The organism is Rhizobium sp. BT04, from assembly GCF_030053135.1.
GTDB lineage: Bacteria > Pseudomonadota > Alphaproteobacteria > Rhizobiales > Rhizobiaceae > Rhizobium > Rhizobium binxianense.
Map to the genome: position 1 here is coordinate 1 of NZ_CP125652.1, position 14,083 is coordinate 14,083.

13 protein-coding genes, 3 tRNA genes and 1 riboswitch are annotated in these 14,083 nt (G+C 60.8%); of the genes, 12 read left to right on the forward strand and 4 right to left on the reverse strand.

Going from position 1 to position 14,083, the window contains the following annotated elements; genetic code table 11:
- The 5 genes from clpX (at position 1) to QMO82_RS08325 (ending at position 8,181) form a co-directional block, all read left to right on the forward strand.
- The gene (clpX, locus tag QMO82_RS08305; RefSeq protein WP_003573940.1) at positions 1-1,278 is read left to right on the forward strand and encodes an ATP-dependent Clp protease ATP-binding subunit ClpX; all 1,278 of its coding nucleotides are present in this window, start codon (positions 1-3) and stop codon (positions 1,276-1,278) included.
- Positions 1,279-1,682: 404 nt separating this feature from the next.
- Positions 1,683-4,100: an endopeptidase La gene (lon, locus tag QMO82_RS08310; RefSeq protein WP_183606517.1), complete on the forward strand. Its 2,418-nt coding sequence runs from the start codon at positions 1,683-1,685 to the stop codon at positions 4,098-4,100.
- A 206-nt stretch (positions 4,101-4,306) separates the two neighbouring features.
- A complete protein-coding gene (gene hupB / locus QMO82_RS08315; RefSeq protein WP_003558438.1) occupies positions 4,307-4,582 on the forward strand; it encodes a DNA-binding protein HupB in 276 nt (91 codons plus the stop codon).
- A gap of 157 nt (positions 4,583-4,739) precedes the next feature.
- Positions 4,740-4,894: riboswitch (FMN riboswitch) on the forward strand.
- Positions 4,895-4,987: 93 nt separating this feature from the next.
- Positions 4,988-5,887, forward strand: coding sequence for a DMT family transporter (locus QMO82_RS08320; RefSeq protein WP_183606518.1), 900 nt, complete (start codon positions 4,988-4,990; stop codon positions 5,885-5,887).
- 83 nt (positions 5,888-5,970) lie between these two features.
- Complete coding sequence (locus tag QMO82_RS08325) at positions 5,971-8,181, forward strand: esterase-like activity of phytase family protein (RefSeq protein WP_183606519.1); 2,211 nt, start codon at positions 5,971-5,973, stop codon at positions 8,179-8,181.
- 73 nt (positions 8,182-8,254) lie between these two features.
- On the opposite strand, the gene QMO82_RS08330 is transcribed toward QMO82_RS08325, so the two are convergent.
- Positions 8,255-9,241 (reverse strand): aldo/keto reductase, encoded by a 987-nt coding sequence (locus tag QMO82_RS08330; RefSeq protein WP_183606520.1) that lies wholly within the window; start codon positions 9,239-9,241, stop codon positions 8,255-8,257.
- 126 nt (positions 9,242-9,367) lie between these two features.
- On the opposite strand from QMO82_RS08330, the gene QMO82_RS08335 reads away from it, so the two are divergent.
- Positions 9,368-9,790: a cupin domain-containing protein gene (locus QMO82_RS08335; RefSeq protein WP_183606521.1), complete on the forward strand. Its 423-nt coding sequence runs from the start codon at positions 9,368-9,370 to the stop codon at positions 9,788-9,790.
- A gap of 5 nt (positions 9,791-9,795) precedes the next feature.
- Here QMO82_RS08335 and QMO82_RS08340 read toward each other — a convergent pair whose 3' ends face one another.
- Positions 9,796-10,401 (reverse strand): class I SAM-dependent methyltransferase, encoded by a 606-nt coding sequence (locus QMO82_RS08340; RefSeq protein ID WP_183606522.1) that lies wholly within the window; start codon positions 10,399-10,401, stop codon positions 9,796-9,798.
- Positions 10,402-10,566: 165 nt separating this feature from the next.
- Here QMO82_RS08340 and QMO82_RS08345 point away from each other — a divergent pair, with 165 nt between their 5' ends.
- Complete coding sequence (locus QMO82_RS08345) at positions 10,567-10,920, forward strand: hypothetical protein (RefSeq protein WP_183606523.1); 354 nt, start codon at positions 10,567-10,569, stop codon at positions 10,918-10,920.
- A 131-nt stretch (positions 10,921-11,051) separates the two neighbouring features.
- Complete coding sequence (locus QMO82_RS08350; protein WP_183606524.1) at positions 11,052-11,600, forward strand: glutathione peroxidase; 549 nt, start codon at positions 11,052-11,054, stop codon at positions 11,598-11,600.
- A gap of 60 nt (positions 11,601-11,660) precedes the next feature.
- On the opposite strand, the gene QMO82_RS33795 is transcribed toward QMO82_RS08350, so the two are convergent.
- Together QMO82_RS33795 and QMO82_RS08355 are read right to left on the reverse strand one after the other, a co-directional pair.
- Positions 11,661-11,873, reverse strand: a complete 213-nt coding sequence (locus QMO82_RS33795; RefSeq protein ID WP_312862973.1) for a hypothetical protein — start codon at positions 11,871-11,873, stop codon at positions 11,661-11,663.
- Between the two features lie 291 nt (positions 11,874-12,164).
- Positions 12,165-12,240: transfer RNA gene (locus tag QMO82_RS08355), tRNA-Val, on the reverse strand.
- 413 nt (positions 12,241-12,653) lie between these two features.
- Here QMO82_RS08355 and QMO82_RS08360 point away from each other — a divergent pair.
- The 4 genes from QMO82_RS08360 (at position 12,654) to QMO82_RS08375 (ending at position 14,079) form a co-directional block, all read left to right on the forward strand.
- Positions 12,654-12,730: transfer RNA gene (locus tag QMO82_RS08360), tRNA-Asp, on the forward strand.
- Positions 12,731-12,814: 84 nt separating this feature from the next.
- A tRNA-Asp gene (locus tag QMO82_RS08365) sits at positions 12,815-12,891 on the forward strand.
- A gap of 247 nt (positions 12,892-13,138) precedes the next feature.
- Complete coding sequence (locus tag QMO82_RS08370; RefSeq protein WP_008521906.1) at positions 13,139-13,504, forward strand: NADH-quinone oxidoreductase subunit A; 366 nt, start codon at positions 13,139-13,141, stop codon at positions 13,502-13,504.
- Positions 13,495-14,079, forward strand: a complete 585-nt coding sequence (locus QMO82_RS08375; protein WP_003578567.1) for an NADH-quinone oxidoreductase subunit B family protein — start codon at positions 13,495-13,497, stop codon at positions 14,077-14,079. The genes QMO82_RS08370 and QMO82_RS08375 overlap by 10 nt, the downstream gene beginning before the upstream one ends.
- Positions 14,080-14,083 lie beyond the last annotated feature (4 nt).

The following is a 14,083-nucleotide window of genomic DNA, read 5'->3' on the forward strand; positions in this document are numbered from 1 at the left end:
ATGAGCAAGGTCAGCGGCAGCAACGGCGGCGACTCCAAGAACACGCTTTATTGTTCGTTCTGCGGAAAGAGCCAGCACGAGGTCCGGAAACTGATTGCCGGACCGACCGTCTTCATCTGCGATGAATGCGTCGAATTGTGCATGGACATCATCCGCGAGGAGAACAAGTCCTCGATGGTCAAGTCCCGCGATGGCGTTCCGACGCCCCAGGACATCATCAAGGTTCTCGACGAATACGTCATCGGCCAGCGGCAGGCGAAGAAGATCCTGTCGGTCGCCGTTCACAACCACTACAAGCGCCTGGCGCACGCCTCCAAGAACGGCGAAGTCGAACTGGCGAAGTCGAACATCATGCTCGTCGGCCCGACCGGCTGCGGCAAGACCTATCTTGCCCAGACGCTCGCCCGCATCATCGACGTTCCCTTCACCATGGCCGATGCGACGACGCTCACCGAGGCCGGTTATGTCGGCGAGGATGTCGAAAACATCATCCTGAAGCTGCTGCAGTCGGCCGACTACAATGTCGAACGTGCCCAGCGCGGCATCGTCTACATCGACGAAGTCGACAAGATTTCGCGCAAGTCCGACAACCCGTCGATCACCCGCGACGTCTCGGGCGAGGGCGTGCAGCAGGCGCTCTTGAAGATCATGGAAGGCACGGTTGCATCCGTTCCGCCGCAGGGCGGCCGCAAGCACCCGCAACAGGAATTCCTGCAGGTCGACACGACGAACATCCTGTTCATCTGCGGCGGCGCCTTCGCCGGCCTCGACAAGATCATCTCCGCCCGCGGCGAGAAGACCTCGATAGGCTTCGGCGCGACGGTCAAGGCCCAGGACGACCGCCGCGTCGGCGAAGTCCTCCGCGAACTGGAGCCGGAAGACCTGGTCAAGTTCGGCCTCATCCCCGAGTTCATCGGCCGTCTGCCGGTTCTGGCGACGCTTGAGGATCTCGATGAGGATGCGCTGATCCAGATCCTGTCCGAGCCGAAGAACGCGCTGATCAAGCAGTATCAGCGCCTGTTCGAGATGGAAGACGTCGAGCTGACCTTCCACGAGGATGCCCTGCGCGAAATCGCCCGCAAGGCGATCGTCCGCAAGACCGGCGCCCGCGGCCTTCGCTCGATCATGGAGAAGATCCTGCTCGACACGATGTTCGAACTGCCGACGCTGGAGGGCGTGCGCGAGGTCGTCATCTCGGAGGAAGTGGTGCGCGGTTCTGCCCGTCCGCTTTACATCTATGCCGATCGCCAGGAAGAAAAGGCCAACGCTTCGGCGTGACCTTGCGGCTTTCCTATGATTATTTTGGGGGCTTGCCATCGGCAGGCCCCTTTCTATTTGAAAAATCATGCAAGGCGCTGTTAGTATTTTGCCGGTGGGGACGGAATTGCCTTTGCCGATGTTGCGCAACGGAGAGTGCTTGGCAATGATGCGGTGATTCCGTAAGCCTATTGCTGGCGTTTGTATTTTAGCCGGGTCGGAAGTGGTAAGCGCCGGTCCAGCCACGCGCTTCATAGTGTTGGCGTTCCGTTGTAATGAAGCTGTCACATCCGGGGAACGCGGGCGTTAGCGTGGCTTGAAAAGCGTAGTCAGGACCTCCACTTGTAGACCCAAGTGAGAGTGCCGGCCGGTCCCAAGCGGCCGTGCAGAGAGCCCGGCAACGGGACGATGGAAAGGACTTAAAAATGACGAAGAAAACGTCTGTAGCGAGCAGTACTGCCTACCCTGTTCTGCCCCTGCGCGACATCGTGGTTTTCCCGCATATGATCGTGCCGCTGTTCGTCGGACGGGAAAAGTCGATCCGTGCGCTCGAAGAGGTCATGGGTTCCGACAAGCAGATCATGCTGGTCACGCAGATCAACGCCAGTGACGACGATCCGGATCCGTCCGCCATCCACAATGTCGGCACTGTGGCGAACGTGTTGCAGCTTCTGAAGCTGCCCGACGGCACCGTGAAGGTTCTGGTCGAAGGCCGTGCCCGCGCCGAGATCGACACCTATACCAGCCGCGAAGATTTCTACGAAGCCCTCGGCCATGTGCTCGAAGAGCCGCACGACGATCCGGTCGAGCTGGAAGCCTTGTCGCGTTCGGTCGTCTCCGAATTCGAGAGCTACGTGAAGCTCAACAAGAAGATTTCGCCCGAAGTGGTCGGCGCAGCCAGCCAGATCGACGACTATTCCAAGCTCGCCGATACGGTCGCCTCGCATCTGTCGATCAAGATCACCGAGAAGCAGGAGATGCTGGAAACCACCAGCGTCAAGGCCCGCCTCGAAAAGGCGCTCGGCTTCATGGAAGGCGAGATTTCGGTGCTGCAGGTCGAAAAGCGCATCCGCTCGCGCGTCAAGCGCCAGATGGAGAAGACCCAGCGCGAATATTATCTGAATGAGCAGATGAAGGCGATCCAGAAGGAACTTGGCGACGGCGAGGAAGGCCGCGACGAGATGAGCGAACTGGAAGAGCGCATCGCCAAGACCAAGCTGTCCAAGGAGGCCCGTGAAAAGGCCGATGCGGAGCTGAAGAAGCTGCGCCAGATGAGCCCGATGTCGGCGGAAGCCACCGTTGTGCGCAACTATCTGGACTGGCTGCTCGGCATTCCCTGGGGCAAGAAGTCGAAGATCAAGGCCGATCTCAACAATGCCGAGAAGATCCTCGAAGCCGATCACTTCGGTCTCGACAAAGTCAAGGAACGCATCGTCGAATATCTGGCCGTCCAGGCCCGCGCCACCAAGATCAAGGGCCCGATTCTCTGCCTCGTCGGCCCTCCGGGCGTCGGCAAGACCTCGCTCGCCCAGTCGATCGCCAAGGCGACCGGCCGTGAATATGTCCGCATGGCGCTCGGCGGCGTTCGTGACGAAGCCGAAATCCGCGGTCACCGCCGCACCTATATCGGCTCGATGCCCGGCAAGGTCATCCAGTCGATGAAGAAGGCGAAGAAGTCCAACCCGCTGTTCCTGCTCGACGAGATCGACAAGCTCGGCCAGGACTATCGCGGCGATCCGTCGTCGGCCCTGCTCGAAGTGCTCGATCCGGCCCAGAACTCGACCTTCATGGATCATTATCTGGAAGTCGAATACGACCTGTCGGACGTGATGTTCATCACCACGGCGAATACGCTGAATATCCCGGCGCCGCTGATGGACCGCATGGAGATCATCCGTATCGCCGGCTACACCGAGGATGAAAAGCGCGAGATCGCCAAGCGGCACCTGCTGCCGAAGGCCATCAAGGAACATGCGTTGCAGCCGGAAGAATTCTCGGTCAGCGACGACGCCCTGATGGCGATCAGCCAGCAGTACACCCGTGAAGCCGGTGTCCGCAGCTTCGAACGCGAGTTGATGAAGCTCGCCCGCAAGGCGGTCACCGAGATCATCAAGGGCAAGACGAAGTCCGTTCATGTGACGGCCGCCAACATCTCCGACTATCTGGGTGTCCCGCGCTTCCGCCATGGCGAAGCCGAGGGCGAGGATCAGGTCGGCGTCGTGACCGGTCTTGCCTGGACGGAGGTCGGCGGCGAGTTGCTGACGATCGAAGGCGTGATGATGCCGGGCAAGGGTCGCATGACGGTCACCGGCAATCTGAAGGAAGTCATGAAGGAATCGATTTCGGCGGCGGCCTCCTATGTCCGCTCGCGCGCCGTCGATTTCGGCATCGAGCCGCCGCGCTTCGACAAGAGCGACATCCACGTGCACGTGCCGGAAGGCGCGACCCCGAAGGATGGCCCCTCGGCCGGCGTCGCCATGGCGACCGCGATCGTTTCGATCATGACCGGTATCCCGGTGAACAGGCACGTGGCCATGACCGGTGAAATCACCCTTCGCGGCCGTGTGCTGCCGATTGGCGGTCTCAAGGAAAAGCTGCTTGCAGCGCTTCGCGGCGGCATCAAGAAGGTGCTGATTCCGGAGGAAAACGCCAAGGACCTGGCGGAGATTCCGGACAACGTGAAGAACAACATGGAGATCATCCCGGTATCCCGCATGGGCGAGGTGATCAAGCACGCGCTGATCCGGCGGCCGGAGCCGATCGAATGGGACGGCACGGTGGAAACGCCCGTCATCACATCGGTCGAAGGCCTCGATGAGACAGGCGCAACCATAGCGCATTGAATGGCCTCGGCCACATTTATGCCCCATTGGAGCAAAACACGGAAAAAGGCTGGCGAAAACGCCAGCCTTTTTTGTGAAAACGTCATGGAGACGCTTGCTTTTCCTTGATTTGCAGGGCTTTTGGGTTTCCGGCGGGCCTGATGAAACCTATTCGGCGCCTAGCTTACTTTTGAGTCGTTTCATACCATTTAGAAAGGGGTGGAAACATGAACAAGAATGAACTCGTGTCCGCAGTCGCCGAAAAGGCAGGACTGACGAAGTCTGACGCGGCTTCCGCTGTTGACGCGGTTTTTGACGTTGTCCAGGCTGAACTCAAGAACAAGGGCGACATCCGCCTCGCGGGTTTCGGCAGCTTCACCGTTTCTCATCGCGCCGCAACGAAGGGCCGCAACCCGTCGACGGGCGCTGAAGTCGACATTCCGGCTCGCAACGTGCCGAAGTTCACGCCCGGCAAGGGCCTGAAGGACGCCGTCAACGGCTGATCTGGGATTATCCGCCAGCCGGAAACGAGACCGGTTGTGCAGGATTTGAGAGGGGTTCGGCTTGCCGGACCCCTTTTGCTTGTGGCGGGCCATTTGCTTTGCCGGACCTTTTTGCTTTGGCCGGCCTTGCCGCCGCGCCGGCTTTGATCTACGAGATTCCCGTTCTCAGGGCGGGGTGAAACTCCCCACCGGCGGTAAGGGTCTCGGCCCAAGCCCGCGAGCGCCTTTTCTCGTGTCGAAGCGGGGGAGGGGTCAGCAGATCCGGTGCGATTCCGGAGCCGACGGTTAAAGTCCGGATGGAAGAGAATGAGTCGGTCGTGCGAAGGGCGAGGATTCGTCATGTCGTCCGTGTCGGTAGCTCATGCGTCCTGATTTATGTTGGTCCCTAAGTCGTGGATGAAAGACATGAATCAGACTTCCCTTGCTGCCGAGCCGTCCCGCGCCGTTGTTGGCGCCCTCTGGATGGTCCTTGCCGGCATTGCTTTTTCGCTTCTCAACGTCGTCACCCAATGGCTGACGATGAAGCTTGCCTTCCCCTCGGCCTCGGCCGCCTTCTGGCAATATGGCTTCGCCTTCCTGTTTTCGCTGCCGTTCCTTCGCCAGCTCGGCCTTGCGGCGATGCGCACGCACTATCCCTGGCGCCACCTCGCGCGCGTCGTGCTTGCCGCGCTCGGCGTCGAGGCGTGGGTTGCCGGTCTTGCCGCGGTGCCGATCTGGCAGGCGATCGCACTGGTGATGACCTCGCCTTTCTTCATCATTCTGGGCGCCCGGCTTTTCCTGGGTGAGCGCGTCGGTCCGGCCCGCTGGGCGGCGACCGCAGCCGGTTTCAGCGGCGCGATGATCATCCTGCAGCCATGGTCGGACAGTTTTGGCTGGGCCGCGCTCCTGCCGGTGCTCTCGGCGGTGCTCTGGGGCGCCTCGTCGCTGATCACCAAGAGCCTGACGGGCATCGAACGACCGGAGACGATCACCGTCTGGCTGCTCGTTCTGCTGACGCCGATAAACGGCGGCCTGGCGCTTGCGGCAGGCTTTGCCGTGCCGACGGGCGCAGCCCTTGCCTTGTTCCTCCTGGCGGGACTGCTGACCGCGGCGGCGCAGTATTTTCTGACGCTTGCCTATGCCGCAGCCGATGCCGCCTACGTCCAGCCTTTCGACGATCTGAAACTGCCGCTGAACGTGCTGGCCGGCTGGCTGTTCTTCGGTTATGCGCCGGCGGGTTACCTCTGGCTGGGAGCGGCGCTCATCCTGTCCGCTTCGCTTTTCATCATGCGAAACGAGATGCGCAGGGAGCGCAAACCCGCCTGATCTGATCCGGCGCAAAATGTCGCATCTGTCATGCCTCTGTCACGCCGCTCCCGCAGAAAACTCATGTTTCGAATGTTCGACACATGGGGGATTTCATGACAATTTCATCGCGCAAGGCAGCGCTTGCTGCCGTGCTTCTCGCATCCGTTGCCTTTCCGGCTGCGGCCGAACCGGTCTTCAACCGAATCGCCTCTTTCCCGGTGGCCCAGAACCTGCCTGGTGACAAGGATAAGCTTTCGGCCACGTCGGCCGAAATCCTTACCGCGACCGACGACGGCAACACGCTGATCTATAGCGACAGCCCGCTCGGCGCGATCGGCTTCATCGACATTACCGATGCCAAGGCTCCGAAGGCCGGCGGCGCGCTGATGATGGACGGCGAGCCGACATCGGTCACCTCGAGCGCCGGCAAGGCGCTGGTCGCCGTCAACACCTCCGAAAGCAAAGCCAAGCCGTCGGGCCGTCTCGCAATCGTCGACGTGGCGACGAAGAAGATCGAGAACAGCTGCGATCTCGGCGGCCAGCCGGATTCGATCGCCCTCAACAAGGACAAGACGCTCGGTGCCATCGCGATCGAAAACGAGCGCGACGAAGAGGTCAATGACGGCAAGATCCCGCAAATGCCGGCCGGCGACCTTGTCGTCTTCCAGGTCAAGAACGGCACTGTCGATTGCGGCACGATCAAACACGTGGCGTTGACCGGCCTTGCCGGCGTCGCGCCCGAAGATCCGGAGCCGGAATTCGTCGCCTTCAACGGCCTGAGCGAGATCGCCCTGACGCTGCAGGAAAACAACGAGATCATCATCATCGACGCCAACACGGCTCAAGTGAAGACGCACTTCTCCGCCGGCAGCGTCGATCTTACCGGCATCGACACCAAGCGTGACGGCGCCCTGAAATTCTCAGGCGAATCCAAGGCTGTTGCGCGCGAGCCCGACGCCGTGAAGTGGCTGGACGATAACCGGTTCGTCATTGCCAATGAAGGCGACTACCAGGGCGGCTCGCGCAGCTTTACCATCTTCGACAAGACGGGCAAGGTTCTCTACGAATCGGGCGCTTCCTTCGAACGCGCCGTCGCTCATCTCGGCCACTATCCGGAAAGCCGCTCGGGATCGAAGGGCGTCGAGCCGGAAGGTCTCGAAGCCGCCACGTTCGGTGATATCAAGTATTTCTTCCTGCTCGCCGAGCGCGCTTCGGTCGTCGGCGTCTACAGGGATACTGGCGCCGATCCCGAACTCGTGCAATTGCTGCCGTCGGGGATTTCGCCGGAAGGCGGGATCGCCATCCCTGCACGCAATCTCTTCGCGACAGCCAACGAACTCGACCTCGGCAAGGACGGCGGCGCCCGCTCGCATGTGATGATTTATGAGCGCTCGGAAGGCGAAAAGGCCTATCCGCAGATTGTTTCGGCCGAGAGGGACGGCAATCCGATCGGCTTTGCAGCGCTTTCGGGTCTCGCCGCGGTTCCGGGCAAGCCAGGCATGCTCTACGCCGTCAGCGACAGCGTTCTCGGCTCGCAGCCGACGATCTACACGATCGATGCCAGCAAGAAGCCAGCCGTCATTACCGACGCCCTCGTCGTCAAGCGTGACGGCGCCCCGGCCCAGAAGCTCGACATCGAAGGCATTGCGGCTGCCGCCGACGGCTCCTTCTGGCTCGCCTCGGAAGGCTACAGCGAGCGTCTCGTCCCGCACGCCCTCTACAACGTCAACGCCAAGGGTGACATCAAGGCCGAGATCGCCCTGCCGAAGGAGCTCGCCGCCAACGAAATCCGCTATGGCTTCGAAGGGGTCACCATTGTCGGCACCGGCGACGATGCGACGCTCTGGATGGCGGTCCAGCGCGAGTGGGCTGACGACGAGAAGGGCTTCGTCAAGCTCGTCTCCTACAATCCGAAGAAGAAGGAATGGGGCGCTGTCCGCTATCCGCTCGACAAGACGGAAAGCGGCTGGGTCGGCCTATCGGAAATCTCGGCTCATGGCGACAGCGTCTACATCATCGAGCGCGACAACCTCGTCGGCGATGCAGCCAAGCTGAAGAAGCTCTACAAGGTGGCGATCTCGGAGCTGAAGCCCGCCAAGCTCGGGACCGAGCTGCCGGTCGTCAAGAAGACCGAAGCCCACGACTTTCTCGGCGAACTCAAGGCTGCCACTAACGGCTATGTGCTCGACAAACTCGAAGGCTTCACCTTCGACGCCTCGGGCAAGCCTTACGCCGTCACCGACAATGACGGCGTCAGCGACTCCTCCGGCGAAACCCTGTTCTTCCCGGTCGATCTGGTCGGCACAAACTGAGCCTTGACGGATCGGTGACATAAAAATGGCCGGGGCGAAAACCCGGCCATTTGCATTTTGGAGTATTGGACGCCTACCAGCGCTGATGCACATGCGGCGCTATCAGCCGCTCGTAAATCTCGCGCGTTGCCGCCATGACGTCGGTCGAAAGCGGCGCGAGGTCGGCGGCAGCCGCATTGGCTCTCGCCTGCTCGCCATTGCGGGCGCCGGGGATGACGACGGTGACGGCTTCAGCCATCAGGATCCAGCGGAGCGCGAAGGCGGCCATCGTGGCGCCCGCAGGCACCAGCTTGCGCACCTCTTCCACCGCCTGCAGTCCGACCTCGAAAGGCACGCCGGCAAAGGTCTCGCCGACATCGAAGGCTTCGCCGTTGCGGTTGAAATTGCGGTGATCGTCGCTGGCAAAGTGCGTGTCCCGGGTGATCTTGCCGGAGAGAAGGCCGCTTGCGAGCGGCACGCGGGCGATGATCGCCACGTTCTTGCGCCGCGCTTCCTGGAAGAACAGGTGATCGGGGCGCTGGCGGAAGATATTGTAGATGATCTGAATGCTGACGACGCCGGGATATTCGATCGCCTTCAGCCCGTCCTCGACCTTTTCGACGCTGACGCCGTAACCCTTGATCTTGCCGGCCTTTTGCAGCGCGTCGAGACCTTCGAAGACCTCGGGCTGGTAAAGCACGTCGCGTGGCGGGCAGTGCAACTGCACAAGGTCGAGGCTGTCGACGGCAAGATTCGTCAGGCTGCGGTCAATGAAGCCTTCGAGATTGGCCTTGCTGTAGCCTTCGGCGACATGCGGATTGAGGCGGCGGCCCGCCTTGGTGGCGACCATCGGGCGGGCGCCGCCACGGGTCTTCAGCACGTCGGCGATGATTTTTTCCGAACGGCCGTCACCATAAACGTCAGCCGTATCGATGAAGGTCATGCCGGCATCGAGCGCGGCATTCAGCGCCGCGCGCCCCTCAGCCTCGCTGATATCGCCCCAGGAGCCGCCGATCTGCCAGGCGCCGAAGCCGACATTGGTGACGGTGAAGGGCATGCGGCCAAAAGCATGGTGTCTCATGAAAAATCCTCCGTAGGTGATGAAAGACACTGGCCTATCAGGCAGGGGACTTTGCGGCAAATTGTCGATCCGGCTTTGATTGGTTGCCCCGATGAAATATCGTCAGGTTACAAGGCTTCAACAGCAATGAATGGAAAAGGAAAGACCATGGAGATCAAACCCGCCGGCTCCAGCCCCTCGACGAAGCCACCGGCCGACTATTTCACCGGCGCCGTCCGCCAGGATCCGCTGATGGAAGCGCCGGCGCCGGCCCGGGTGAGGGCAACCTCCGTCACCTTCGAACCCGGCGCCCGCACGGCCTGGCATACGCATCCGCTCGGCCAGACGCTGATCGTCACATCAGGCAAGGGCCTCGCCCAGAGCTGGGGCGAGGAAATCCGCGAGATCCGCGCCGGCGACGCCGTCTGGTTCTCACCGGGTGAAAAACATTGGCACGGGGCTGCCCCGGATACGGCGATGGTGCATATCGCCATTCACGAGGCGTTGGATGGCAAGCACGTCGACTGGATGGAAAAGGTCAGCGACGCGCAATATTCCGGCAAGGCCTAAGTCAATCAGAGCCGCTTCAGGCAATAGGAAAAATGCGCGTGCGATTCGACCGTCAGGAACTCGAATTGCCAACCGTAATCCTTGCAGAATTTGGTGACCGCCTCGACGACGCCATAGACGATCGGCTTCACCGTATTGCCGGTGCAGAAATCATGCCCGGCAATACGCCCCGTCCGCTTCACCTTCTTGTCGCAGAGCAGCAGCTCCTGCCAGGTGAGCTCGAAGGAATGGTCGGTATCGACATAGGTCCAGTCGAGGAAATCGTCCTCGAATTCGGCAAGCTTCTCCAGCGACGTGCCCTGCATCAGATGCAGCCGGCCGGCCGCGATCTCGGCCGCGAAATTCGTATGGATCGCATCAAGCCCTGAGCTGTAGCGATCCATCGACCAGGGATCGATGAGGTAGAGCTGCGCCGGGCGATTCTTTTCCAGGATCTCCGCCGTATATTCGCCGAAGGCGGCGCCCACCTCGACACCGATGCCGCCGTTCGGGATGCGGTAGAGCAGCTCGCCGCGGTCCGGCAGCAGCCGGGCATTTTCCATATGATGGGCGCTGAGCGGAGTGCGCGGCATGCTCGCCCGCAGCGCCTGCCTGTCTTCACGTGTCTTCATCTCTGAACTCGGGATTGCGGGCGCCTGACGGCCCTGATGCGGTTTGACGGGAAGGTAGGAGCGACTGATGTCGATGACAACCACATGACAGGAATTTGCTTCTTTCGGACAAACCGCTAAGTTGCAGCTGTGGACTGACGGAAAAGCCTCGGGAGGAGCGATTTCATGAGACGCATGTGGCCTGAAGAATTCAACGCCATTATCAGCGGAGCCGAGGAGGTGACGTTGGAAGTACCCGCCGAGGCCGGCGAAGCGCCGCTGCAGCGCAAGGCGCTGAAGGCGCGAATCACCATGCAGGATTACGAGCGGATCTGGCCGCTCGCCGAGATGCGTTTCCGGCTTGGCGACAGAGATGGCAAGGCCATCACCCTGATCACCACCAACCCCCATTACCACGCCTGGCACCCGAAGGACGGCGGCAGCGTCGATTCCGTGTCGGACAGTGGCCGCCACTACAAGACGGATTACCTCGTCGTGCACTTCCTGCTCGACGACGTGAAGGAAACATCCCCGGCCTGAGGTGCGGAGGCCGGTGCGGCCGGAAGCCGCACCGGCATTTTGTTGACGCCGAGTTGATCCCGACACTGGTGACAATGGCGGCGATATCGCTAAGTTTGGCGAACCATATCCTAAAAAAATTGGAGGTTCCCGTGACGGGCAACGTGTTGGATATCCCGGTCAAAACTGTGGATGGTCGCGAGACCACGCTCAACGAATACAAGGGCAGGGTGCTCCTGGTCGTCAATGTCGCCTCGAAATGCGGGCTGACGCCGCAATATGAGGGGCTGGAAAAGCTCTATGGCGAAAAGCGCGAGCGCGGCTTCGTCATCGCCGCTTTCCCCGCCAATGACTTCAAGGGCCAGGAGCCCGGCACCGACGCCGAGATTGTCGACTTCTGCACCAGCACCTATGACGTCACCTTCCCGATCTTCTCGAAGATCTCAGTCAAGGGCGAGGCACAGCACCCGCTTTACCGCCAATTGACCAAGTCGGGCGTCGCGACCACAGGCGACGGCCCGATGCGCGAACGCCTGAAATCCCACGGCCTGGCAGGCGGCGACGAGGACGACATCCTCTGGAACTTCGAAAAATTCCTGATCGGCCGCGACGGCAAAGTCGCCGCCCGCTTTGCGCCTGACGTGACGGCAGATGATTCGCGGCTGGTTTCGGCGGTGGAGAGGGAATTGGCGAAGGGGTGAGGCCCTCGCGCTGCCAGGGGCCTCTGGACTGCGAGAATTTGCGAAAGGCTGAGCTGATCCTCAGATCCCAAGCACGGTCACAAGCGGGGGCGTAAAGTCCTTGAAGCCCAATTTCGGCCAGTCGCACCTCTTGTCGAATCGCGTTTTTGGTTCGTGGCGCTGGCATTTCGGATTCGTCTTGAAGGCGTATCCGGGCAGGCTGACATAGATGGCACTTGGCGTGCATAGGGCAATCGCAACGCATAGCGTCAATGCGGAGCACAGGGCCTTCATGGCACACCTCCAGGCGTCGTAAGCCTTCAAGCGCGGAGACTTTCCGGGCGGCGAATACTCCCACTTTTGCTGGCCCCCATCCATTCGCCCAATAGGAGGTGGTGCGGCGGCCGGAGTAGTCCGTTTGGTGGAGCTGCCTGTCACGCGGTGCGCCGCATCCAAATCTGCCGGGTGCGCTCACTGGATCGGTAGGCTCATTGGAATTGTAGATATGCTGACGAAGCAACCTGCAGGCGTCTGTCCGCGAAGGCCTAGACATCGCCCAGATATTTGACACTTGAAGGAAAAAAATGGTGGGCGATGAGAGACTCGAACTCCCGACATCCTCGGTGTAAACGAGGCGCTCTACCAACTGAGCTAATCGCCCATCGCTAACGAAGCCGGATCGGCCTGCCGCGTTGGTGGCCGTGATCTATGCGGATCGCGGCAAAACCGCAAGAGTGTTTGTGAAGATTTTTTGATTTTTTTGGTGGCGGTTCGCTCCCTGTTATGTCGATGGGCCGCGGCCGGGCTGTGGATAAAGGGGAGGGGGAGGCGATGGGCATGTCGGCTTCGGCCGTGCCACCGGCTTCGATTGGGCCTCCGTGCCGCTGCGGCAAACGGAATTGTCGGCTTTTCCTTCGCCGCGTGCGGGCCTTGCCGAAACAATTCAACGACTGTCATGGTTTTGTCTCCAAACCTGCTTGACACTAAAAGACGAACCCCGTAGTTAGCCGCTCATCGAAACGGGCAGCCGTTTTGGTGAGGGTGCGAAGGCATCCGGACTGCTTGAAATGAATTGCGGGTGTAGCTCAGTTGGTTAGAGTGCCGGCCTGTCACGCCGGAGGTCGCGGGTTCGAGCCCCGTCACTCGCGCCATTTCAAGTCTTGTGAAACGCAAATGTGATTTGTCGTTTGTCCGGTTTTCTTCATCCTCGCGGCCGCAAATGGCCGGTCCTATGCGCGGGTGTAGCTCAGTCGGTTAGAGTGCCGGCCTGTCACGCCGGAGGTCGCGGGTTCGAGCCCCGTCACTCGCGCCATTTTCTTCTGAAAGCCATGCAGTTTCCAGTGGTCAGACATGCAGCTTCAGGCGGTTTGGGCGGATTTGTCGCGACATCGTTGCACCTGCTTGATAATGTCCGCGCGCGACGCGTCGAATTGCCTCTGTAAATCTCTTGCGCCGGGGCGTCGGCTGCGCTAACCACGGCTTGTTGCAACGCACGTTCGCTTGCCGGGCATTTGCCCAAATGCGCCGTCTGGCGCCTCCGGCAAGCAGGGATGAACATGATGACTGAACTGCTCAGTTCTTATATTCCGATCGCCATCTTCATCGGTATCGCGCTCGTTATCGGCCTGGCGCTGCTCATTGCGCCGTTCGCCGTCGCTTTCAAAGCGCCCGATTCGGAAAAGCTCTCGGCTTACGAATGCGGCTTCAACGCGTTCGACGACGCCCGCATGAAGTTCGACATCCGCTTCTACCTCGTGTCGATCCTCTTTATCATCTTCGACCTCGAAGTCGCCTTCCTCTTCCCCTGGGCCGTTTCCTTCGGCGCCATCGGCTGGTTCGGCTTCTGGTCCATGATGGTCTTCCTCCTCGTGCTGACCATCGGCTTTATCTATGAATGGAAGAAGGGAGCCCTGGAATGGGAGTAGCCCCTGTGAGCAATCAGCCGCTCGTTGCCCAGCAGCCGAAGGGGATCATCGATCCCTCGACCGGTAAGCCGATCGGCAGTAACGACGCCTTTTTCGGCGAGATCAATAACGAGCTTGCCGATAAGGGTTTTCTCGTCACCTCGACCGACGAGTTGATCAACTGGGCCCGCACCGGTTCGCTGATGTGGATGACCTTCGGTCTTGCCTGCTGCGCCGTCGAAATGATGCAGCTGTCGATGCCGCGTTACGACGTCGAGCGCTTCGGTTTTGCGCCGCGCGCCTCGCCGCGCCAATCCGACGTGATGATCGTCGCCGGCACGCTGACCAACAAGATGGCGCCGGCCTTGCGCAAGGTCTATGACCAGATGCCCGAGCCGCGCTATGTCATCTCGATGGGCTCCTGCGCCAATGGTGGCGGTTATTATCACTATTCCTATTCGGTGGTGCGCGGCTGCGACCGCATCGTGCCGATCGATATCTACGTGCCGGGCTGTCCCCCCACGGCAGAGGCGCTGCTTTACGGCGTGCTTCTGCTGCAGAAGAAGATCCGGCGCACCGGCACGATCGAACGCTAAGGGT

Bases quoted from the DNA above. Each gene is read 5' to 3' on its own strand.
- QMO82_RS33795 (WP_312862973.1), bottom strand. From the start codon at position 11,873: ATGAAGGCCCTGTGCTCCGCATTGACGCTATGCGTTGCGATTGCCCTA.
- QMO82_RS08345 (WP_183606523.1), top strand. From the start codon at position 10,567: ATGAGACGCATGTGGCCTGAAGAATTCAACGCCATTATCAGCGGAGCC.
- QMO82_RS08320 (WP_183606518.1), top strand. From the start codon at position 4,988: ATGAATCAGACTTCCCTTGCTGCCGAGCCGTCCCGCGCCGTTGTTGGC.
- QMO82_RS08370 (WP_008521906.1), top strand. From the start codon at position 13,139: ATGACTGAACTGCTCAGTTCTTATATTCCGATCGCCATCTTCATCGGT.
- lon (WP_183606517.1), top strand. From the start codon at position 1,683: ATGACGAAGAAAACGTCTGTAGCGAGCAGTACTGCCTACCCTGTTCTG.
- QMO82_RS08330 (WP_183606520.1), bottom strand. From the start codon at position 9,241: ATGAGACACCATGCTTTTGGCCGCATGCCCTTCACCGTCACCAATGTC.
- QMO82_RS08340 (WP_183606522.1), bottom strand. From the start codon at position 10,401: ATGAAGACACGTGAAGACAGGCAGGCGCTGCGGGCGAGCATGCCGCGC.
- clpX (WP_003573940.1), top strand. From the start codon at position 1: ATGAGCAAGGTCAGCGGCAGCAACGGCGGCGACTCCAAGAACACGCTT.
- hupB (WP_003558438.1), top strand. From the start codon at position 4,307: ATGAACAAGAATGAACTCGTGTCCGCAGTCGCCGAAAAGGCAGGACTG.
- QMO82_RS08335 (WP_183606521.1), top strand. From the start codon at position 9,368: ATGAATGGAAAAGGAAAGACCATGGAGATCAAACCCGCCGGCTCCAGC.
- QMO82_RS08375 (WP_003578567.1), top strand. From the start codon at position 13,495: ATGGGAGTAGCCCCTGTGAGCAATCAGCCGCTCGTTGCCCAGCAGCCG.
- QMO82_RS08325 (WP_183606519.1), top strand. From the start codon at position 5,971: ATGGGGGATTTCATGACAATTTCATCGCGCAAGGCAGCGCTTGCTGCC.